Origin of the sequence: Nocardioides sp. N13(2025) (assembly GCF_051912545.1) — a bacterium.
In the GTDB taxonomy this organism is placed as follows: domain Bacteria; phylum Actinomycetota; class Actinomycetes; order Propionibacteriales; family Nocardioidaceae; genus Nocardioides.
In genome coordinates this window covers 646,814-667,968 of the sequence record NZ_CP196809.1, presented here as the reverse complement: position 1 = coordinate 667,968, position 21,155 = coordinate 646,814, and the positions used below count along the sequence as shown (strand labels likewise).

Sequence of the window (21,155 nt, the reverse complement as noted above, 5' to 3'; positions counted from 1 at the left end):
ACGAGAGCACCGCTCTTTCTTCCGAGGAGTCCGTCATGCACCACCCCGTCCACGTCGTCACCGGAGCGGGCCCCGTCGGCTCGACCGTCGCCCAGCAGCTCGCCGACTCCGGCCACCAGGTCCGCCTGCTGACCCGCTCGGGCAGCGGCCCGGTCCACCCCTTGATCGAGCGCCGCCGCGTCGACGTCTCCCAGCCCGCCGCTCTGCGCGAGGCTTTCGTCGACGCGGTCGCCGTGCACCACTGCATCCACGGCTCGGCGTACGACGCCCGGGTCTGGCGCGCCGAGCTGCCGCGAGCCGAGCGCGCGGTGCTCGAGGCGGCCGGCGCCGTGGGAGCGGTCGTGGTCTTCCCGGAGAGCCTCTACGCCTACGGCCCGGTCGACGGCCCGATGACCGAGGACCTGCCCCGGGCAGCGACCGGCGGCAAGCTCGGCGTCCGCACCGAGCTGCTCGCCCAGCGCGACGCGTCGGCGACCCCGACCGTGAGCGTGGCCGCCTCCGACTTCTACGGGCCTGCGGTCCGCAACGCCCACGCCGGCGAGCGGCTCGTCCCCACCGTGCTCGGCGGTCGGACCATGCGGGTGCTCGGCAGCCTCGACCAGCCGCACTCGTTCACCTACGTGCCGGACCTGGCCGTGGCGATGATCACGGCCGCAGGACGGCCGGACCTGTGGAACTCGTTCCTGCACGCGCCCACCGCGGCGCCCCTCACCCAGCGCCGGCTCGTCGAGCTGGTGGCGGCAGCAGGCGGCGTACGGGTCCCGAGGATGTCGGCCATCCCGGCCGGGATCCTGGGTGCGGCAGGCCTGGTCTCCCGCGAGATGCGCGAGCTGGCGGAGACGAGCTACATGTTCACCCGACCGTTCGTGCTCGACTCGAGCGCGAGCGAGCAGCGGCTCGGCCTCTCCCCCACGCCCGTCGAGACGGGGCTGGCCGAGACCGTCGCGTGGTGGCGCCGGCAGGAGCGCGCGGCCGCCTGACCGGCGTACGGACGAGTAACCCACGTCACACCCGTCACTGGATAGCGTGCTGGCCATGTTCTCCAAGGTGCTCGTCGCCAACCGCGGCGAGATCGCAGTCCGGGCCCTCCGAGCCGCGCGCGAGATCGGCGCGCGCACGGTGGCCGTCTTCCCGCACGAGGACCGCTGGTCCGAGCACCGGATGAAGGCCGAGGAGGCCTACCAGATCGGCGAGGTCGGGCACCCGGTGCGCGCCTACCTCGATCCCGAGGCGATCGTCGAGGTCGCGGTGCGGTGCGGCGCCGACGCGGTATACCCCGGCTACGGCTTCCTCTCGGAGAACCCGGCGCTCGCCGAGGCGTGCGCCGCGGCCGGCATCACCTTCATCGGCCCCAGCGCCGAGGTGCTGACCCTGACCGGCAACAAGGCGCGCGCGATCGCCGCGGCCAAGGCCGCCGGCGTCCCCGTGCTGGAGTCCGTGCCGCCCTCGACCGACGTGGACGAGCTCGTGGCGGCGGCCGAGCAGATCGAGGCCCCCCTCTTCGTCAAGGCGGTGGCCGGCGGTGGCGGTCGCGGCATGCGCCGCGTCGAGGACCGCGCCGAGCTGCGCGAGGCGATCGAGACCTGCATGCGCGAGGCCGAGGGCGCCTTCGGCGACCCGACCGTCTTCATCGAGCAGGCCGTCGTCGACCCCCGTCACATCGAGGTCCAGATCCTCTCCGACGGCACCAGCGGCGACGACGGCGTGATCCACCTCTACGAGCGCGACTGCTCGGTGCAGCGCCGCCACCAGAAGGTCGTGGAGATCGCCCCGGCGCCCGACCTCGACCCCGAGCTCCGGATGCGCATGTGCGCCGACGCCGTCCGCTTCGCCCGCCAGATCGGCTACAAGAACGCCGGCACCGTCGAGTTCCTCCTCGACCCGCAGGGCCGCTACGTCTTCATCGAGATGAACCCGCGCATCCAGGTCGAGCACACCGTCACCGAGGAGGTCACCGGTGTCGACCTCGTGCAGTCGCAGATGCGCATCGCCGCGGGCGACACGCTCGCCGACCTCGAGCTGACCCAGGAGTCCGTGCAGCCACGCGGCTTCGCCCTCCAGTGCCGGATCACCACCGAGGACCCGGCCAACGGCTTCCGGCCTGACACCGGCAAGATCACGATGTACCGCTCCCCCGGCGGTCCGGGCGTCCGCCTCGACGGCGGCACGACCTACACCGGCGCGGAGATCAGCCCGCACTTCGACTCGATGCTCGCCAAGCTCACCTGTCGCGGCCGCACCTTCGAGGCCGCGGTCCAGAAGGCGCGACGCGCGCTGCTGGAGTTCCGCATCCGGGGCGTGTCCACCAACATCGGCTTCCTCCAGGCCGTGCTCGCCGACCCCGACTTCGCGGCGGGAGGCGTCACCACCTCGTTCATCGAGGACCACCCTCAGCTGCTCAAGGCGCAGGTCGGCGGCGACCGCGCCACGCGGCTGCTCGCCTACCTCGCCGACGTCACGGTCAACCAGCCGCACGGCCCGGCGCGCGTGAGCGTGGCGCCGGAGTCCAAGCTGCCGTCGCTCGACACCTCGCAGCTCGTGCCCGACGGCACCCGGCAGCTGCTGCGCGAGGTCGGGCCCGAGGAGTTCGCCCGCCGGCTGCGTGCCCAGGACCGCGTCGCCGTCACCGACACCACCTTCCGCGACGCCCACCAGTCGCTGCTCGCCACCCGGGTGCGCTCGCGCGACCTGCTGGCCGTCGCCGACCACGTCGCCCGCACCACGCCGCAGCTCTGGTCGCTCGAGTGCTGGGGCGGCGCGACGTACGACGTGGCGCTGCGCTTCCTCGCCGAGGACCCGTGGGAGCGGCTCGCCGCGCTGCGCGAGGCGGTCCCCAACATCGGCCTGCAGATGCTGCTGCGCGGGCGCAACACGGTCGGCTACACGCCGTACCCGACGCAGGTCACCGAGGCCTTCGTCGAGGAGGCGGCCGAGACCGGCATCGACGTCTTCCGGATCTTCGACGCGCTCAACGACGTCTCGCAGATGCGTCCCGCGATCGACGCCGTCCGGGCCACCGGGACGTCCGTGGCCGAGGTCGCGCTCTGCTACACCGGCGACCTCTCCTCGCCCTCGGAGAAGCTCTACACCCTCGACTACTACCTCCGCCTCGCCGAGCAGATCGTCGATGCCGGCGCCCACGTGCTGGCGATCAAGGACATGGCCGGCCTGCTGCGCGCCCCGGCCGCGCGCACCCTGGTCACCGCGCTGCGCGAGCGCTTCGACCTGCCGGTGCACCTGCACACCCACGACACCCCGGGCGGCCAGCTCGCCACCCTGCTCGCGGCCATCGACGCGGGGGTCGACGCCGTGGACGCCGCCTGCGCCGCGATGGCCGGCACCACGTCGCAGCCGGCGCTCTCGGCGCTGGTCTCGGCGACCGACCACTCCGGGCGGGAGACCGGCCTGTCGCTGGCCGCCGTCAACGCGCTCGAGCCCTACTGGGAGGCCACCCGCCGCGTCTACGCGCCCTTCGAGTCGGGACTGCCCGCCCCCACCGGCCGCGTCTACCGCCACGAGATCCCCGGAGGCCAGCTGTCCAACCTGCGCCAGCAGGCGATCGCACTGGGCCTCGGTGAGAAGTTCGAGCAGGTCGAGGACATGTACGCCGCGGCCAACGACATCCTCGGCAACGTGGTCAAGGTGACCCCGTCGTCCAAGGTCGTCGGCGACCTCGCCCTCGCGCTGGTCGCGGCCGGGGCGGACCCTCACGCGTTCGAGGCCGACCCGGCGTCGTACGACATCCCGGACTCGGTGATCGGCTTCCTCAACGGCGAGCTCGGTGACCCGCCGGGCGGCTGGCCCGAGCCGTTCCGCACCAAGGCCCTCGCCGGTCGCACCTGGAAGCAGCCCCGGGAGGACCTCACGCCCGAGCAGCAGGCGGGGCTGGAGTCCGAGCGCCGCGCGACCCTCAACGAGCTGCTCTTCCCCGGCCCGACGGCCGCGTTCCTCGAGTCGCGTGAGCTCTACGGCGACCTGTCCGTGCTGCCGACGGTGGACTACCTCTACGGCCTGCGCCGCGGAGGCGAGCACCCCGTGCACCTGCGCGAGGGCAAGCAGGTCCTCTACGGCCTCGAGGCGATCAGCGAGCCCGACGAGCGCGGCTTCCGCAACGTCATGGCCACCATCGACGGACAGCTGCGCCCGGTGCAGGTGCGCGACCGCAGCGTCTCGGCCGAGGTGGTCGCCGCCGAGAAGGCCGACCCGAAGGCAGCCGGCCACGTCGCTGCGCCGTACGACGGCGCGGTGACCGTGGTCGTCGCCGAGGGTGACGCGGTCGAGGCCGGGCAGACAGTGGCGACCATCGAGGCGATGAAGATGGAGGCCTCGATCACCGCACCTGTCGCCGGCACCGTGTCCCGGCTGGCGGTGCGGGCCACGCAGGCCGTCGAGGGTGGCGACCTGGTGCTGGTCATCGACTGAGCCCGCGCAGCCGCCCGCCGGTGATGAGTTCCGGTGATGAGTTCCACTGGCCGCGACCGTCATACCTGGTGACAGGTGTCATGACGGAAGGGACAGTGGCCATGGGAGCGCACGCGGTGGTCGAGGAGATGGGCGCGAGGATGGGTGTGGAGGACCTGGCGGGGCTCGACGAGCCGGCCTTCGCCGCGCTGGCGGAGCGCCACCGGCGCGAGCTGCACGTGCACTGCTACCGGATGCTCGGGTCGTTCGAGGACGCCGAGGACGCGGTGCAGGACACGTTGCTCCGGGCCTGGCGACGGCGGGAGACCTTCGAGGGACGCTCGACGTTGCGGGCCTGGCTCTACCGGATCGCCACCAACGCCTGCCTCGACCTGCTCGACAAGCGACGCCCGCAGGCGGCGACCGGTGGCGAGGTGCGGTGGCTGCAGCCCTACCCGGACCGGCTGCTCGACGAGCTGCCCGCGGACGACACCGACGGGCCGGAGAGCCGCACCCTCGCGCGGGAGACCATCGAGCTGGCCTACGTGGTCGCCGTCCAGCACCTCGCACCGCGACCGCGGGCCGTGCTGGTCCTGCGCGACGTGCTCGGCTGGCCGGCGAAGGACGTCGCCGACCTCCTCGGCGACTCGGTGCACTCGGTCAACAGCGCCCTCCAGCGGGCGCGGGCAGGCATGCGGGAGCACCTGCCGGCGGAGCGCCAGGACTGGACGGGCGGCGAGGAGGACCCGGCGACGCGTGAGGTGGTGCGCCGCTTCGTCGACCTCAGCGTGGCGGTCGGCGTGGACGGGATCGCCGCGATGCTGCGCGACGACGTCCGCTGCTCGATGCCGCCCACACCCGGGGTGCACGTCGGCCGTGACGCGGTGGTGCAGGACTGGAAGGACGACGGCTTCGAGTCCCTGAGCGGCCTGCGCGCGCTGGCGACCTCGGCGAACCGCCAGCCCGCCGCCGCCTTCTACCTCTGGCACGAGCAGGAGGCGGTCTACCTGCCGCTCACGCTCGACGTGCTGCGCGTGACCGGCGGGCAGGTCGCCGAGATCACCACGTTCCACGCCGACCAGTTCCCCCGGTTCGGGCTCCCGGAGCGCCTCGACGGGACGGCCGGGCTCAGCCCTCGTTGAGGACGACCGTGTCGGGGTCGGGCTCGGCGTACTCGGTGACCTCAGGGTCCTCGCCGGTGACCTGCCGGAAGACCTCGGAGGCCACGGCGCGCATGCCGTTGATCTTCGGGTGGAACGGCGCCGCCACGCCCGCCCGGAAGCGCGGGCCGTTGACCCAGGCCCGGCCCTTGGCGCACACGTCGTGCCCCTCGGAGACGGCCTCCATGTCGACGTACGACGCTCCTGCCGCCTCGGCGCCCTTCGCGAGCGAGTCGTTGAGGAGCCCGGCCACCTCGGTGACGGGGCCGAGGACCTCGGCCGACGCGCCGACGGCTCGGCAGGTGCCCTCGGTGGGCAGGATGTCGGGGTAGCCCACGACGTAGACCGCGGCGTCGGGCGCCACCTTCGAGATCCTTCGCACCGCCTGCTCGACGCGGCCGGCGACCTTGCGGGCGTCGGTGCGCAGCCGGCCCACGTCGCAGCTGGCCCTCGGGCCCTTCTGGCAGCGGATCAGGGAGTCGTAGATGCCGAAGTCGTTGCCGCCGATGCCGAGCGTGACGAGGTCGGTGTCCTCGGACACCGCGTCCAGCTGCGGACCGGTCGTCGCGCCGTCGTACATCGTCATCGGGGCGTAGAGGTCGGCCGTGGTCGCCGCCGAGCACGAGACGTCGGTGTAGCTCGCGACGTCGAGCCAGTCGGCGAGGAAGGCCGGGTAGTTGTCGCGCGAGCGGGCGCACCCCTGGGGGTCGGTGCGCATCGTCCCGATGAACGGGCCGGCCGAGAACGAGTCGCCCATCGCGACGTAGTCGATGCCGGTGGTCACCTCGGTCTCGACGACCGGGTCGGGCAGGGCGGTGCCGTCGGACGCCTCCCCTGCCTCGCACCCGGCGGCCGCCAGGGCCAGGGCGGCGAGGAGCAGTCCGACACGTCGTGGAGCCACTAGCGCGCGGGACCCTTCTGGCGTGGCGCGACCGAGAAGGTGAACCAGTCTGAGTTGAGCCCGAGGTAGGAGCGGACGGTGTCGCCGTCGGTGGGGACCCGGCCCTTCTCGAAGACGAAGGCCATCTCGGTCACCCGGCCGCCCCAGTCGCCGTTGCCGTCGCGCGCGGTCACCTCGATGCTGAGCAGGTCGCCCATGTCGGGCCAGTGCTTTTCGACCATCGTGTCGTCCACGGTGGTGGCCCAGGTGGAGTACTTCGGGTTGGCGACGCCGTCGTAGGGGTCCGCCTGGGCGACCAGGTAGGGCATCGACCCGGCCGAGGAGAAGCCCCCGTTGCTGGCGGAGAACTGCGTGAACGCCGGTCGGCCCTCGTGGAACAGGCCCTGCCGGGCGGTCGCCTGGATGGCGGCCGTGGCGGCCGGGTGCTCGGCGTCGGCTCCGCCGTAGACCTGGCACTGGCTCGTGTCGCACAGGTCGTAGTGGGCGGCCGAGGGGTGCGAGCGCTCGAACGCCGCGTAGGTGCGGGCGGCCACCGACTGGGCGCTGACCGCGGCCGGCTCCCAGAGCGCCGGCACCTCCTGCGGCACGACGCCGCGGAGGTAGGCCTCCATGCTGACCTTGTTGACGGTCTGGCGCCTGCCCTGCCGGGGCGCGACCGACTGGAGGGTGCCGCGGTAGTCACGACGCTGGCCGCCGGGCAGCACGAGGGTCAGCCGGCGGTCGGGAGCCGAGAGCTCCGCCTCGCCCGGCACCTTCTTCCAGGTCCTCCAGCGACTGCCCGTGGTGCGCTGGACCAGCGTGTCGTCGCCCTGGGCCGTCAGCCTCCACTTCCTCGCCGCCACGGTCGGGAGCCGCCACGAGCGCTTGCGAGCCAGGCTGGTCACCTTGAGCCCGCGCTCGGCGACGACCTGCACGTCGCGTCCGGTGTCGGCGGTGATCAGCACGCGGAGCTTGCCGGTGACCTGTCCCCAGCTGGTGCCCGGGTAGTAGAACTCGTTGATCTGCTGCCACGTCAGGCCCTGCTGCGCCGCACCCAGGGCGCCGTACTGGGACAGGCCGTGGCCGTGGCCGTAGCCGTGACCGGTGACGGTGATCGCGGTGCTCCCCGGCGTCGCCCAGGTCTCGACCTTCGCGCGAGGAGCGGCGCTCGAGGCGTCCGCCGGCAGGACGGGCAGCAGCAGCGAGCTCGCGAGGACCGCGAGCAGCAGGCGTGCAGGGCGTGTGCGCAGCATGGTGGGCTCTCCCCCGAGACGTCGACGAGCAGAACCACCGAGGTTACCTGCCCGGTCCGGACCACGCACCCGGAGCCGCTCACCGTGGCAGACTCCGGCCATGTTCGGGGGACGACGCAGGCGCCGTGAGCAGGAGCTCGCCGAGAAGGACCGGTGGCGGGTCGCCCGCCGGCTGGTGGACGAGGACGTCACGGTGCTGGGTGAGCAGCTCGCCGAGCTGCACGTCGAGACGCTGGGCGACGACCTCGACCCGACGGCCCGCGACCACCACCGGCGCGCGCTCGAGCACTACGACCAGGCCAAGCACCTGTTGGCGTCGAGCACGACCGCCGAGGACGTGGCCGCCGCGGAGCAGGTCGTCGCCGACGCGCGCTACCACCGCGCCGCGGTGATGGCGGTCCGCGACGGAGAGCCGCTCCCCGAGCGCCGGGAGCCGTGCTTCTTCAACCCCCAGCACGGACCCTCGATGCAGGACGTCTCGTGGGCGCCGCCCAGCGGCACCGCCCGCACGATCGCGGTCTGCGCCGCCGACGGACGCCGCCTCGCGGCGGGCGAGGAGCCGCTCGTACGGATGGTGCGGGTCGGTGACCGGTGGGTGCCGTGGCACCAGGCCAGCGGGGTCACCGGCGCCATCGACGCCGGCGTCCACCTCGCGCGGGGCTCGTCCCATGGCGTGCACGGCCAGCAGAACCTGGCCCAGGCCTACCTCAAGCAGACGACCGACGGGGTCAACGGGATCCGCGGTCCCTACGGCTGACCAAGGCCGGCGAGGATCGCTTCCGCGAGACGTGGAGCTGAACTATACCCTTGCTGTTCGAACACTTGTTCGATAGAATGAGGCATGGACTCACTCCTCCTCTCACAGCAGCCGCCTCAGGCGGCTGGTGAGGCGAGCGGGAAGGAGTCCCAGGGCCAGCTACTGGCCAGGGCCAGCGAAGCACTCAGGGCCCGCCGCCTCGGCGAGGTGGCCGAGCTGGCGATCGCGATCGAGTGGTCCATCGTCCACGGCCACCCGCGCGACGACCGGGACCCGATGGTCACCCCGGCCGGCGACGGTGCCCCGTCGTTGCGTGAGCACGCGATCCCCGAGCTCGCCATGGCCCGCGAAACCCACCCGGCCACCACCCGGGCCCTGATCGCCGACGCCCTCGACCTGGCTCACCGACTCCCGCTCACCTGGGCCGTCGTGCAGGCCGGGGAATGCGAGCCCTGGGTGGCCCGCAAGGTCGCCGTCCTCTCCCGCGCCCTCCTCGCCGACCAGGTCCGCCGCGTCGACAAGGCCGTGGCCAAGAGCATCGTCGGGCACGCACCCTCCACCGTCCTGGAGATCGCCCGCGCCAAGGTCATCGAGGCCGACCCCGAGACCCACCGCGCCGAACGAGAACGCTCCCGCCACGAGCGCTACGTCCGGCTCTCCCGCGCCGACGTATACGGCTACCGCCACATCATCGCCCGCGTCACCGCCGGCGACGCCGCGTGGATCGACGCCATGGTCGACCGCGTCGCCGACATCCTGAGCTTGACCCACGGCCACGACCACAATCACGACGAGCTCCGCTCGCTCGCCCTGGGCTGGCTCGCCCGCCCCGTCGAGCTGCTCAAGCTCCTCATCGACCACACTGACCGCGACACCGAGGCGGACGCTGGGGCAACGGTCGAGCCGACCGCAGCGCGTCCGGCCTGGGCCAGCGACGACCTCGCCGAGACCCTCGGCCGGTTCTGCGACCTGCCCACCCAGCGGCTCCGCGCCCTGCGCGGCCGCGGGCGGCTGTTCGTCCACCTCACCGACACCACGCTCCACACCCGCACCGGCGTGGCCCGCATCGAGGGCGTCGGACCGATCGACGTCAACCAGCTCCACGAAGTCCTCGGCGACGCCGACGTCACCGTCACCCCGGTCCTCGACCTTCGCGAACGCCGCCGCGTCGATGCCTACGAACACCCCGAGAACGTCAAGGACCACGTCTGGACCCAAACCGGTGGCGACTGCTTCCCCTACACCCCACGCACCGCCACCCGCGACGGCGTCGACTTCGACCATGCAACGCCGTACGACGACACCGGACCACCCGGTCAGACCGGCCCCCACAACTCCGGCCCTCTCCGCCGCTCCCACCACCGGACCAAGACCTTCGGCGGGTACACCACCCGGATCACCGGCCCCGGGCGACACCTGTGGCGAACACCCAACGGGCTCGCCTACCTCGTCGACCACACCGGAACCACGAGGCTGACCATCCACCAGGCCGAGGTGATGAGCGCCGCCGCCGAGGACGGAGTCGAGATCTACTTCACGAAGGTCCAGCTGGACTACCAGCCGTCTGGCTGACTGGGCCGGCCCGGCGAGCCTCCCGACCTTCAATCAGAGGGACATCCCGCCACGTGTGACGGACGAGCGTCCAACACACACCCACCGTTCGCGAACCGGCCGCCCGACCCTCCCCCGCACCACGGCCTCAACGATCGAGGGGCACCGGACCGGACTGCAGCGCCCACGCCCGAGGCTGTCCCGCTCAGACCCGGTGCAGCCGGCGCGCGGCCTCGGCGATCGACCCGCTCATCGACGGGTAGACGGTGAACGCCTGCGCGAGCTGGTCGGCCGTCAGCGACTCCGCCACGGCGATCGAGACCGGGTGGATCAGCTCGGAGGCGCGGGGACCGACCACCACTCCCCCGACGACGATGCCGGTGCCGGGACGGCAGAAGAGCTTCACGAAGCCGTCGCGCACCCCCTGCATCTTGGCGCGGGCGTTGCCGGCCAGCGGCAGCATGACGACCTCCGCGGCGATCTCCCCGGCGTCGACGGCCTGCTGCGACCAGCCGACCGTGGCGATCTCGGGCGAGGTGAAGACGTTGGAGGAGACCTTCTTGAGGTCCAGCGGGGCCACCGCGTCGCCGAGGAAGTGCCACATCGCGATCCGGCCCTGCATCGCCGCGACCGAGGCGAGCATGAGCACACCCGTGCAGTCGCCGGCGGCGTAGATGCCGCGCGCGGAGGTGCGCGAGACCCGGTCGACGGTGATGAAGCCACCCTCGTCGGTCGCCACGCCGGCCTCCTCGAGCCCGAGGTCCGCGGTGTTGGGGATCGACCCGAGCGCGAGGATGCAGTGGCTGCCCTCGACGCTGCGGCCGTCGGTCAGGGTGACGGTGACCGTGTCGCCGTCGCGCGTCACTGACTGCATGCGCGACTTCCCGAGCACGTTCATCCCCCGGCGGGTCAGCACCTCCTCGAGCACCGCCGACGCGTCGGCGTCCTCACCGGGCAGCACGCGGTCGCGGCTGCTCACCAGGGTGACGTCGATGCCGAGGGCGAGGTAGGCGTTGGCGAACTCCGCGCCGGTGACGCCCGAGCCCACGACGATCAGCTTCTCGGGGACCTCGGTCAGGTCGTAGACCTGCTCCCAGGTGAGGATCCGCTCGCCGTCGGGCTGCGCGCTCGGCAGGGTGCGCGGCGCGGCCCCGGTCGCGACGATGATCGCGTCGGCGTGCAGGGTCTCCTCGCCCGACTCCGTCGTGGCGACCACCGTGAGGTCGGGACCCAGGCGGCCGCGGCCGGTGAGCACGCGTACGCCGTCGCGGTCGAGGCGGGCCGCGATGTCGGACGACTGGTCTGCCGCGAGCTGCTTCACGCGGGCGTTGACGCGCTCGAGGTCGACCGCGATCGACGTCGCCGCGTCGCCCTCGAGGTCGTGGAAGTTGACGCCGAGCTCCTGGGCGGTTGCCATGTCGGTCATCAGCTCGGAGGTGGCGATCAGCGTCTTGCTCGGCACGCAGTCCGTCAGGACGGCGGAGCCGCCGACACCGTCGGTGTCGACGACCGTCACGTCGGCGCCCAGCTGCGCCGCGACGTGCGCCGCCTCGTAGCCGCCGGGTCCGCCACCGATGATGACGATGTGGTCGGCCATCAGAAGTTGATCATGTGGCCGGCGATGCCGTGGACGGCCTCCTTGACGGCCTCACCCAACGTCGGGTGGGCGAAGACGTTGCGGGCCACCTCGTCGGCGGTGAGGTCCCACTGCTGGGCCATGGTCAGCACCGGCAGCAGCTCGGTCACGCTGGGGCCGATCATGTGGGCGCCGATGATCTCGTTGTGCTCCGCGTCGGCGACGACCTTGACGAAGCCCATCGGCTCGCCGAGGCCCATGGCCTTGCCGTTGGCGCTGAACGGGAAGGACGCCGTCTTGACGTCGTAGCCCTTCTCCTTGGCCTGCGCCTCGCTGTAGCCGAAGGAGGCGATCTGCGGGTTGCAGTAGGTCGCGCGCGGGACGAAGTCGAAGGCGACCGGCATGGTCTCGGCGCCGTTGATGGTCTCGGCCGCCACGATGCCCATCGCCTCGGCCACGTGGGCGAGCATCATCTTCCCGGTGCAGTCGCCGATGGCGTAGACGTTGTCGACGTTGGTGCGGCCGAAGTCGTCGATCTCGATCGCGCCGCGCTCGGACACGCTGACACCGGTGTTCTCCAGGCCGTAGCCCTTCGTGCGCGGGGCGAAGCCGAAGGCGGCGAGGAACTTGCCGGCCTCGAGCACCTGCTCGTCGCCGCCGGCGGCAGGGGCGACGGTGACCTTGACGCCGGACCCGGTGTCCTCGACCTTCTTGACCGCGGTCGAGGTCAGCACCTTCACGCCGAGCTTCTTGTAGTGCTTGGCGAGCTCCTTGGAGATGTCGGCGTCCTCGGTCGGGACCATCCGGTCGAGGAACTCCACGATCGTCACGTCGACGCCGAAGTTGGCCATGACGTAGGCGAACTCCACGCCGATCGCGCCGGACCCACCGATGATGATCGACTCCGGCAGCTGGTCGGTGAGGATCTGCTCCTCGTAGGTGACGACGTTGTCGCTGAGCTCGACGCCGGGGACCAGACGCACGGTCGCCCCGGCCGCGATGATCAGGTTGTCAAAGGTGTAGGACGCCTTGTTGCCGTCCTTCTCCACGTCGATCCCGGTCGGGCCGGTGAGCGTGCCCCAGCCGTCGATCTCGGTGATCTTGTTCTTCTTCATGAGGAAGTGGACGCCCTTGACGATGCCGGCGCTGACGTCACGGCTGCGCTTGTGGGTCGGACCGAAGGCCATGGTGGCCTCGCCCTCGATGCCGTACTTGGCCTTCTCGTGCTGGAGCGTGTGCGCGAGCTCGGCGTTCTTGAGCAGCGCCTTGGAGGGGATGCACCCGACGTTGAGGCAGACACCTCCCCAGTACTTCTCCTCCACCACGGCCACCTTCTGGCCGAGCTGGGCTGCGCGGATCGCGGCGACGTAGCCACCGGGGCCGGCGCCGAGGACGAGGGTGTCGAAGTGGGTGTCGGTCACGGGGCCAGCCTAGTTGTCCGGCTCGCGGGGGGAACACCCGAGGCTTGTCCTGAGGAGCGCGCCCTGCGCGCGTCACGAAGGGTCGCGGCTCGATACCCTTCTCCTCGTGACGCTCTACGCCGCCTACGGGACGAACCTCGATCCCGCCCGGATGGGCGAGCGCTGCCCCCACTCGATCCTGCAGTCCACGGGCTGGCTGACCGGGTGGCGGCTGACGTTCGGGGGCGAGGAGCACGGCTGGGACGGTGCCCTGTCGACGATCGTGCAGGACCCGTTCGAGCAGGTCTTCGTGGCCGTCTACGACGTCACCCCCGAGGACGAGCGGGCGCTCGACGGGTGGGAGGCCGCCGACACCGGGCTCTACCGCAAGACCAAGGTGCGGGTCTCGACCATGGCCGGCGAGCTGGTGGTCTGGTCCTACGTCCTCGACGCGTACGAGGGTGGGTTGCCGTCCGCGTCCTACCTGGGAGTGCTGGCCGACGCCGCCGACGCCGCCGGTGCCCCCGAGGACTACGTCCACGCGCTGCGCCGGCGGGCCTGCCGCTCCACCGGCCTCTGAGCAGCGCTGGGGGCCGGGCCAGGCCCTGCGAGTGACCAACCCGGCGCTCGTGCGTTGGACCGGCATGCCCCGCCGTCAGCGCCTGTCCGCACCCGCGACCGCCCTCGCCCTCGTCGCCTCGCTCGTCGCCGCCGCCTCGGTCGTGGGCGAGACGCCGCCGACGTCCGCGGCAGCCCGGGCGCCCGAGCCGTCCGGCAAGCGCAGCGTGATGTTCGTCGGCAACAACTGGGCCGGCACCGCCACCGTGGTCGACGCCGACTCGTTGAAGGTGCTGCGACGCGGCATCGACCTCGTCCCCGACAAGGAGGAGGAGCTTGCCGCGATCCGGACCGACCCGGTGCGGCTGGCCTACTACCTGGCCGTGCAGCAGGGCCCCGGTGAGGGCCACGACCAGTTCGTCGACGACATGTTCACCACGCGCAACGGCCGCTACCTCGCGGTGTCGCGGCCGAGCCTCGCCGACGTGGTGTGGGTCGACATCGCCAGGGCCGCCGCGGGTGACCCGGACTCGATCGTGCGCGAGCAGCCGATGGACGGCCACCGCACGGACCACATGGGCCTCTCCCCCGACGGCAGGCGGCTGCTGGTCAGCGACTCCACCTCGCGCCAGGTGATCGAGTACGCCATGGTCCGCCAGACGCTGCCGGACGGCACCGTCGCGCGGATGGGCGACCGGCTGCGCACCTTCGAGTCCGGGGAGACCCCGCACGAGAGCAACTACAGCGACGACGGCAAGAGGATCTTCCACGCCTCGATCGGACGGGTCTACACCCCCGGCGACCGCGGCACGGCCCTCGAGGACCCGGTGAAGGGCGACCGCTGGTTCCAGGTGGTGCGCGAGCGCGACTTCCGCGTCCTCCAGCGCTGGGACATGGGCCGGGAGCTCGCCGAGGCCGGCTACCCGGGCATGAGCTCGGCAGTCCGCCCGATGGCGCTCGGCCCGGACGAGCGGTTCCTCTGGTTCCAGGTGTCCTTCTTCCACGGCTTCGTGGAGTTCGACACCCGCGCCGCGGACCTCGACGGCACGGTCGGCTACTCGACGGGCGGCCGGCCCGAGCCGCGACGCGGCGCGGTCACCCGCGTCGTCACGCTGCCCAACCGGGTACCCACCATGCCCCTCGAGCAGTACGTCAACGACTCGGCCCACCACGGCCTGTCGCTGGCCGACGACGACCGCACCCTGTGCGTGGCCGGCACGATGGACGACTACGCCGCGCTGGTGGACTCCCGCACGACGAAGCGGCGGATCTTCGACCGGAGCACGACCGGGCACGACTACCTCAAGCCCTACTGGACCACCGAGGGGCCGCACGGCACCTGCTGGGTCTCGCTCAGCGAGTCCGACGCGGTGGCCGTCCTCGACGTGCGCCGACGCAAGGAGCTGGCCTTCCTCTCGGTCGGCGACCACCCCCAGCGGGTGCGTCACGGGGTGGTCCGCGAGGTTGTCGTGGCCGGGTGGTGATCGGTCTAGAGTCTCCGCGTGACTCATGCTGCTGACGCGCCGACCCCCTACGAACTCGCCGACTCCGCCGCCTCGCGGCTGGCCGAGCTGACCGGCGTCGAGCGCCACGACGTCGCGCTCGTCCTGGGCTCGGGATGGCTGCCCGCCGTCGACGCGCTCGGCGAGGCGACCGCCGAGATCGACACGACCGACCTGCCCGGCTTCAGCGCGGCGGCCGTCGCCGGCCACAGCGGCAGGATCCGCTCTGTCCGCCAGTCCACCCTCTCCGGCGACAGGCACCTGCTGGTCTTCCTCTCCCGCACCCACTACTACGAGGGCAAGGGCGTCGCCGCCGTCGTCCACCCGATCCGTACGGCGGCCGCGGCCGGCTGCTCGGCCATCGTGCTCACCAACGGGTGCGGTGGCCTCAAGGAGGGCTGGCGGCCCGGCCAGCCGGTGCTGATCTCCGACCACATCAACCTGACCGGCGCGAGCCCCCTCGTCGGGGCCAACTTCGTCGACCTCACCGACCTCTACAGCCCGCGCCTGCGCGGCCTCTGCAAGGAGATCGACGACACCCTCGACGAGGGCGTCTACGTCCAGTTCCCCGGCCCCCACTACGAGACCCCGGCCGAGGTCCGCATGGCCGGGATCATGGGCGGCCACCTGGTCGGCATGAGCACCACGCTCGAGGCGATCGCCGCCCGTGAGGCAGGCATGGAGATCCTCGGCATCAGCCTGGTCACCAACCTCGCCGCCGGGCTCAGCGGCGAGCCGCTCAACCACGAGGAGGTCCTCGAGGCGGGCAAGGCCGCAGCCAGCAGGATGGGCGGCCTGCTCAGCCAGGTCGTCGCACGGGTGTGACGGGGGTGCTGGTCTGATGCGCGTCCTGGTCACCGGCGCCGCCGGCAGCCTGGGGCGGGTGGTCACGGTCGGGCTGGCCGAGCGCGGCCACGACGTCGTGGGCCTCGACCTGGTGCCGGCCCCCGACGGCACCCCCTTCGCCTGGCACGAGGCCGACTGCGCCGACGCCGACGCGGTGGAGGCCGTCTTCGCGGCTCTGTCCACTGGGGGAAGGCTCGACGCGGTGGTGCACCTCGCCGGATTGCCGGAGGAGGCCTCCCTGCCCGACGAGCTCACCTCGCACGTGATCACCACGGCAGCGCTGCTCGACGCAATGGTCGCCCACCGGGTGCCGCGCCTGGTCTACGCCTCCTCCAACCACGCCGTGGGGCGCACCCCGCGCGCCGACGGCGAGCTCACCGAGCACGCGCTCCCCCGGCCCGACACCTACTACGGCGTCGCGAAGGTGGCCGCGGAGGCGCTGATGCGGCTCTTCGCCGACCGCCACGGCATCGACGCCGTCGCCTGCCGGATCGGCTCGTTCCTCGAGGAGCCCGCCAGCGTGCGCGGCCTCTCCACCTGGCTGTCGCACGGCGACGGCGTCCGGATGGTCGAGGCCGCCCTCACCGCGCCCGCCCCCGGCTTCGCCGTGCTCTACGGCATCAGCGCCAACACCCGCGCCTGGTGGGACCTCGAGCCGGGCCGCCGGCTGGGCTACGAGCCGGAGGACGACGCCGAGGACTTCGCCGACCGCGTCGAGCCGAGCCCCGACGACGAGGTCGAGGCCGAGCTCGTCGGCGGCCCGTTCGCGACGGAGCAGTTCCACCGCCCCGCGCTCGGCGGCTGACGGCGTACTCCTTGACTTGGAGCGCACTCCAGGTCGGACACTGGTCCGATGACCAGCCTGAGCATCGCCGAGGCGGCCGAGCAGACCGGCCTCACCGCCCACACCCTGCGCTACTACGAGCGCGACGGGCTGATGCTGCGGGCGGTCGAGCGCGCCGCGTCGGGGCACCGCCGCTACACCTCCGAGGACCTGCGCTGGATCCAGATGGTGACCCGGTTGCGGGCGACCGGCATGCCGATCCGCGACGTACGCCGCTATGCCGCGCTCGTGCGCGCGGGCGACGGCAACGAGGCCGAGCGCCTGGACCTGCTGCTCGCCCACCGGGCGGTCGTCGAGCGCCAGCTGGCCGAGGTCACCTCCCACCTGCGCGCGATCGACCACAAGATCGCGCTCTACGAGCACACGGTCTCGCCGACCTCCTGAGCACGACTTGACTTGGAGCGCACTCGAAGGCAAAGGGTGGAGGACATGACCCTCCAGAAGCGACAGATCGGCTCCCTCACCGTCTCCTCCCTCGGCCTCGGCTGCATGGGGATGTCGGAGTTCTACGGATCCCCCGACGAGCAGGGCGGGACCGACACCATCCACCGGGCGCTCGACCTCGGCGTCACCTTCCTCGACACCGCCGACATGTACGGCCCGTTCACCAACGAGCAGCTGGTCGGCAAGGCCATCGCCGGACGCCGCGACGAGGTGCAGCTCGCGACGAAGTTCGGCAACGAGCGGCTCCCCGACGGCACCATGCTCGGCGTCAACGGCCGACCCGACTATGTCCGCTCGTCGTGCGACGCCTCGCTGCAGCGGCTGGGCGTGGACCACATCGACCTCTACTACCAGCACCGTGTCGACAAGACCGTGCCGATCGAGGAGACCGTCGGCGCCATGGCCGAGCTCGTCGAGGCCGGCAAGGTCCGTCACCTCGGGCTCTCCGAGGCGTCCGCCCAGAACATCCGGCGGGCGCACGCGGTCCACCCGATCACCGCGCTCCAGACCGAGTACTCGCTGTTCACCCGCGACCTCGAGGACGAGATCCTCCCGACCATCCGCGAGCTCGGCATCGGCCTGGTGCCCTACTCCCCGCTCGGTCGCGGCCTGCTGACCGGCGCGATCACCGCGGACAGCGGCGCGGACGGCGAGGAGGACCGCCGCCGGTCGGCGTACTTCCCCCGGTTCCAGGGCGAGGCGCTCGACGCCAACCTCGCCCTCGTCGCGAAGGTGCGCGAGATCGCGGCCGCCAAGGGCTGCACTCCCGGCCAGCTCGCCCTGGCCTGGGTGCTGGCGCAGGGCGACGACGTCGTTCCGATCCCGGGGACGAAGCGCGTGCGCTACCTCGAGGAGAACGTCGGCGCCGCAGACGTCGAGCTCACCGCCGAGGACCTCGCCGCGCTCGAGCAGGCCGTGCCTCGCGACGCCGTGGTCGGCGACCGCTACGGCAACATGGCCCACATCGACGCCTGAGCGCCCACCGCGGGGGTCAGGTGGCGGCGATCCCCACCTTGCCCTCGCGGAAGGCGTCGACGAACAGCGTGTGGTCCTCGCGCACCCGCTCGGCGTACGCGATCCCCCAGTCGCACAGCCACGTGACGAACTCGTTGCGTCGCCCCTGCAGGGAGGTCTTGATGGCCTCCTCGACCTGGAAGTCGACGAGGTCCTGCTTGCTGTCCTCGTCGGAGGCGCAGTGGATCTTGGCGGTCGCCCGGCCCAGGAGGTCGACCACGGCCCGCATGTCGGCCGGCTCGTTGATGTCGCCCCAGTCGAGGTCGACCTCGTAGGGCGAGACCTCCGAGACGACGTAGCCCACGCCCCCGATGCTGGTGTGCCCGAGCAGCGGGTCGGTGTGCACCTGGAGCGCGCGCTGGCTGACGGCCGTGCGGTGGCCCTCGTGCTCGAAGTAGGCGTCCACCTCGCTCGTGTCGACGAAGCGGCTGAGGGCGGGCACGTTCGCCTGCTTCATGCTGAGCACCACGTCGTTGTCGAGGGCCTGGCTGTAGCCCTCGACCAGCACGTTGTACGCCGGCAGGCCAGCGCTGCCGATGCCGAAGCCCGTCTTGCCGACCACGTCGCGCAGCTCATAGAAGAGCTCGCGGTCGAAGCGCTTGGACTCGGGGATGGTGTCCAGGTAGTCGTGGAACGCCGCCACCACGTCGGACCGCTCGTTGCGGGAGAGCCGCCGCGTCGAGCCGTCCTCGACGAACTTCCGCGTCCCGCGCTGCATGACCGTGACGCCGTCGAGCAGGTCGGCGCGGCGCATCGTCCGCGCCGCCTCGAGGGCGAGGAGGACCGGGCCGTGCGCGTTGTCGAGGCGGATCGCGAAGTCCTCGTCGTCCTCGGTCCCCGAGTAGTGGTTGACCTGCGCGAGGTAGGACCTGACGTAGCGGGCGACGAGCTTGCGGATCGCGTCCTCGGGCAGGGCCTTCTGCCACCCGAGCAGCGCCAGGCTCGCCGCGAACCGCTGGAGGTCCCAGGTGAAGCGGCCGACGTAGGCCTCGTCGAAGTCGTTGACGTCGAAGATCAGCCGGCCGTCGGAGTTGAGGTAGGTGCCGAAGTTCTCCACGTGGAGGTCGCCGTGGATCCAGATCCGCTCGGCCCCGTGGTCGGCCCAGCCCTCTGACTCGTCCTTCTCCGCGGTGACGTCGTGGTAGAAGAGGCAGGCCGTGCCCCGGTAGAACGCGTGCGGATCGCGCGCCATCTTGCGGTACTTCGCGCGAAACGCCGCGGGGTCGGCACGCATGAGCGGTGCGAAGGCGTCGCGCAGGACGTCGACGATGACGGCGGTGCGGTTCGTGGGGGCCATGTCGGCACTCTAGGTGTCCGCGAGGCGACGGCCCGCGGATGGCGGTGGGGCCGTACGTCTAGGTTGGGGCCATGGCAACCACACAACTGGGAGACAACACCGTCAACACCGTGGGCGAGCTGCCCGCGGTCGGCTCGCAGGCACCCGGCTGGGACCTGGTGGGACTGAAGTTCCAGCAGGTCACCGACGCCGACGCCGCGGGCAAGCGGGTCATCCTCAACATCTTCCCGAGCATCGACACCGGCGTGTGCCAGGCGAGCGTGCGGAAGTTCAACGAGCTCGCCGCCGGCCTCGACAACACCGCTGTCGTCAACGTCTCGGTCGACCTCCCGCTGGCCCAGGCGCGCTTCTGCGGAGCCGAGGGCATCGACGACGTCGAGGTCGGCTCCGCGTTCCGCTCCTCCTTCGGCCAGGACTACGGGATCGAGATGGCCGACGGCAACTGGCAGGGCATGCTCGCGCGCTCGGTCGTCGTGCTCGACTCCGACCGCACCGTGCTGCACACGCAGGTCACCGAGACCATCGGCACCGAGCCCGACTACGACGCGGCGGTCGCCGCCCTGTCCTAGCGGGCCCGCTCGGACAGCCCGGCTTCGCAGCCGGACATCATCCGGTCGTGGTTCCACCGCAGCAGCGGTCGCACCAGCCGTGAGGCGAGCGACAGCGCGCGGTGGGCCACGACCACCTCCTGCTCGTACGACACGTGGGTGCCCGCGCCGCCCGGCCGCACCCGGAACGCCGACCAGCCGTCGAGGTCGCCGCTGATGCCCGTCCGCAACAGGTCGGGGCCGCGGTCCTCCGCGTGCAGCACGAGGTCGAGCGTGTAGGGCAGCACCGACCGGCAGAGCACCCGGGCCGTGTCGTCGTCGATCTTGGCCACGGCCCGCACCTGCGGCCACCACTCGGGGTAGTGCTCGAGGTCGAGCAGCACCTCCCGCACGCGTGCCGGTGCGGCGGCCACCTGCCACTCGCGCTCGAAGCGGAACCGCGTCATCGCAGCGACGCCAGCCACTCGTGCTCGACCCGCGGCAGGACCTCGGCCCGCAGGAACACCTCGGCGAGCTCCCGGTCGCCCATGCACGCGCGGAAGAACAACGGGACGGTGAGCCCGTGACCCGGCCGGTGCACCACCTCGATCGGGTCGCCCGGCTCGATGACCCCGGGCTCGCGCACCGCGAGGTAGGCACCGGTGCGGCCGTGCTCGGTGAAGCGGCGCACCCACCGCGGCTCGCCCATGTGCTTGGCGAAGGTCGCGCACGGCACCCGCGGACCGCAGACCTCGAGCAGCGTCTCGCCGACCCGCCACTGCTCGCCGACCTCGGCGGCGTCGACGTCGAGCCCCCTGGTGGTGAGGTTCTCCCCGAACATGCCGTCGCCGAGCTCGCGGCCGATCCGGCCGGCCCACAGGTCGAGCTCCTCGCGTGCGAAGGCGTAGACGGCCTGGGTCTCCCCGCCATGGTGCTTGCGGCTCCCGATCTCGTCACCGACCACGCCGCTGCCGAGCCCACCCCGCTTGGGGCCGGGGTCGCGCACCTCGATCCGCTCGACCGGACGCTTGCGGATGCCGCTGGGCCGGCGCAGGCCGGGGACCTGCTCCAGCCCGCCGGCGTTGACGGACAGGACGACGGCTGGCACGTGCCACACGGTAGTCGGGCCGTGCTTGTTGCCGCCT

19 protein-coding genes are annotated in these 21,155 nt (G+C 72.1%); 12 read left to right on the top strand and 7 right to left on the bottom strand.

What is annotated here, in order from left to right:
* The first annotated feature begins 35 nt into the window (after nt 1-35).
* The 3 genes from ACS3YM_RS03220 (at nt 36) to ACS3YM_RS03210 (ending at nt 5,543) form a co-directional block, all read left to right on the top strand.
* Nucleotides 36-980 (top strand): NAD-dependent epimerase/dehydratase family protein, encoded by a 945-nt coding sequence (locus ACS3YM_RS03220; protein ID WP_439938636.1) that lies wholly within the window; start codon nt 36-38, stop codon nt 978-980.
* A gap of 55 nt (nt 981-1,035) precedes the next feature.
* Complete coding sequence (locus tag ACS3YM_RS03215) at nt 1,036-4,422, top strand: pyruvate carboxylase (RefSeq protein ID WP_439938635.1); 3,387 nt, start codon at nt 1,036-1,038, stop codon at nt 4,420-4,422.
* A 101-nt stretch (nt 4,423-4,523) separates the two neighbouring features.
* On the top strand, nt 4,524-5,543 hold the full coding sequence (locus ACS3YM_RS03210; RefSeq protein WP_439938634.1) for an RNA polymerase subunit sigma-70: 1,020 nt from the start codon (nt 4,524-4,526) through the stop codon (nt 5,541-5,543).
* On the opposite strand, the gene ACS3YM_RS03205 is transcribed toward ACS3YM_RS03210, so the two are convergent.
* Together ACS3YM_RS03205 and ACS3YM_RS03200 are read right to left on the bottom strand one after the other, a co-directional pair.
* On the bottom strand, nt 5,530-6,462 hold the full coding sequence (locus tag ACS3YM_RS03205) for an SGNH/GDSL hydrolase family protein (RefSeq protein WP_439938633.1): 933 nt from the start codon (nt 6,460-6,462) through the stop codon (nt 5,530-5,532). The two genes, ACS3YM_RS03210 and ACS3YM_RS03205, sit on opposite strands and share 14 nt — an antisense overlap.
* Nucleotides 6,462-7,694: a SpoIID/LytB domain-containing protein gene (locus tag ACS3YM_RS03200; RefSeq protein ID WP_439938632.1), complete on the bottom strand. Its 1,233-nt coding sequence runs from the start codon at nt 7,692-7,694 to the stop codon at nt 6,462-6,464. Before ACS3YM_RS03200 ends, ACS3YM_RS03205 begins: the two co-directional genes overlap by 1 nt.
* Before the next feature lie 100 nt (nt 7,695-7,794).
* Between ACS3YM_RS03200 and ACS3YM_RS03195 the strand changes: the two genes are divergently transcribed.
* Together ACS3YM_RS03195 and ACS3YM_RS03190 are read left to right on the top strand one after the other, a co-directional pair.
* Nucleotides 7,795-8,451 carry a hypothetical protein gene (locus ACS3YM_RS03195; protein WP_439938631.1) on the top strand — a complete coding sequence of 219 codons (657 nt, stop codon included), beginning with the start codon at nt 7,795-7,797 and terminating at the stop codon, nt 8,449-8,451.
* An 84-nt stretch (nt 8,452-8,535) separates the two neighbouring features.
* The gene (locus ACS3YM_RS03190) at nt 8,536-10,023 is read left to right on the top strand and encodes a hypothetical protein (protein ID WP_439938630.1); all 1,488 of its coding nucleotides are present in this window, start codon (nt 8,536-8,538) and stop codon (nt 10,021-10,023) included.
* Between the two features lie 184 nt (nt 10,024-10,207).
* Here ACS3YM_RS03190 and ACS3YM_RS03185 read toward each other — a convergent pair whose 3' ends face one another.
* A complete protein-coding gene (locus tag ACS3YM_RS03185; RefSeq protein WP_439938629.1) occupies nt 10,208-11,599 on the bottom strand; it encodes an NAD(P)H-quinone dehydrogenase in 1,392 nt (463 codons plus the stop codon).
* The gene (lpdA, locus tag ACS3YM_RS03180; protein WP_439938628.1) at nt 11,599-12,999 is read right to left on the bottom strand and encodes a dihydrolipoyl dehydrogenase; all 1,401 of its coding nucleotides are present in this window, start codon (nt 12,997-12,999) and stop codon (nt 11,599-11,601) included. Before lpdA ends, ACS3YM_RS03185 begins: the two co-directional genes overlap by 1 nt.
* Nucleotides 13,000-13,105: 106 nt before the next feature.
* Between lpdA and ACS3YM_RS03175 the strand changes: the two genes are divergently transcribed.
* From ACS3YM_RS03175 to ACS3YM_RS03150, 6 genes are all read left to right on the top strand, one after another.
* Nucleotides 13,106-13,558, top strand: coding sequence for a gamma-glutamylcyclotransferase (locus tag ACS3YM_RS03175; protein WP_439938627.1), 453 nt, complete (start codon nt 13,106-13,108; stop codon nt 13,556-13,558).
* A gap of 64 nt (nt 13,559-13,622) precedes the next feature.
* Entirely contained in the window at nt 13,623-15,020 is a 1,398-nt protein-coding gene (locus ACS3YM_RS03170; protein ID WP_439938626.1) for a YncE family protein, read from the top strand.
* Between the two features lie 18 nt (nt 15,021-15,038).
* On the top strand, nt 15,039-15,863 hold the full coding sequence (locus ACS3YM_RS03165; RefSeq protein ID WP_439938625.1) for a purine-nucleoside phosphorylase: 825 nt from the start codon (nt 15,039-15,041) through the stop codon (nt 15,861-15,863).
* 16 nt (nt 15,864-15,879) lie between these two features.
* Nucleotides 15,880-16,689 (top strand): NAD-dependent epimerase/dehydratase family protein, encoded by an 810-nt coding sequence (locus ACS3YM_RS03160; RefSeq protein WP_439938624.1) that lies wholly within the window; start codon nt 15,880-15,882, stop codon nt 16,687-16,689.
* 48 nt (nt 16,690-16,737) lie between these two features.
* Nucleotides 16,738-17,112, top strand: coding sequence for a MerR family transcriptional regulator (locus tag ACS3YM_RS03155; protein WP_439938623.1), 375 nt, complete (start codon nt 16,738-16,740; stop codon nt 17,110-17,112).
* A 45-nt stretch (nt 17,113-17,157) separates the two neighbouring features.
* Complete coding sequence (locus tag ACS3YM_RS03150; RefSeq protein WP_439938622.1) at nt 17,158-18,147, top strand: aldo/keto reductase; 990 nt, start codon at nt 17,158-17,160, stop codon at nt 18,145-18,147.
* A 16-nt stretch (nt 18,148-18,163) separates the two neighbouring features.
* On the opposite strand, the gene ACS3YM_RS03145 is transcribed toward ACS3YM_RS03150, so the two are convergent.
* Nucleotides 18,164-19,483, bottom strand: a complete 1,320-nt coding sequence (locus tag ACS3YM_RS03145; RefSeq protein ID WP_439938621.1) for a DUF2252 domain-containing protein — start codon at nt 19,481-19,483, stop codon at nt 18,164-18,166.
* A 71-nt stretch (nt 19,484-19,554) separates the two neighbouring features.
* Here ACS3YM_RS03145 and tpx point away from each other — a divergent pair, with 71 nt between their 5' ends.
* Nucleotides 19,555-20,052 (top strand): thiol peroxidase, encoded by a 498-nt coding sequence (gene tpx, locus ACS3YM_RS03140; protein WP_439938620.1) that lies wholly within the window; start codon nt 19,555-19,557, stop codon nt 20,050-20,052.
* On the opposite strand, the gene ACS3YM_RS03135 is transcribed toward tpx, so the two are convergent.
* Together ACS3YM_RS03135 and ACS3YM_RS03130 are read right to left on the bottom strand one after the other, a co-directional pair.
* Nucleotides 20,049-20,477: an SRPBCC family protein gene (locus ACS3YM_RS03135; protein WP_439938619.1), complete on the bottom strand. Its 429-nt coding sequence runs from the start codon at nt 20,475-20,477 to the stop codon at nt 20,049-20,051. The genes tpx and ACS3YM_RS03135 overlap by 4 nt on opposite strands.
* Nucleotides 20,474-21,118 carry an MOSC domain-containing protein gene (locus ACS3YM_RS03130; protein ID WP_439938618.1) on the bottom strand — a complete coding sequence of 215 codons (645 nt, stop codon included), beginning with the start codon at nt 21,116-21,118 and terminating at the stop codon, nt 20,474-20,476. Before ACS3YM_RS03130 ends, ACS3YM_RS03135 begins: the two co-directional genes overlap by 4 nt.
* Nucleotides 21,119-21,155 lie beyond the last annotated feature (37 nt).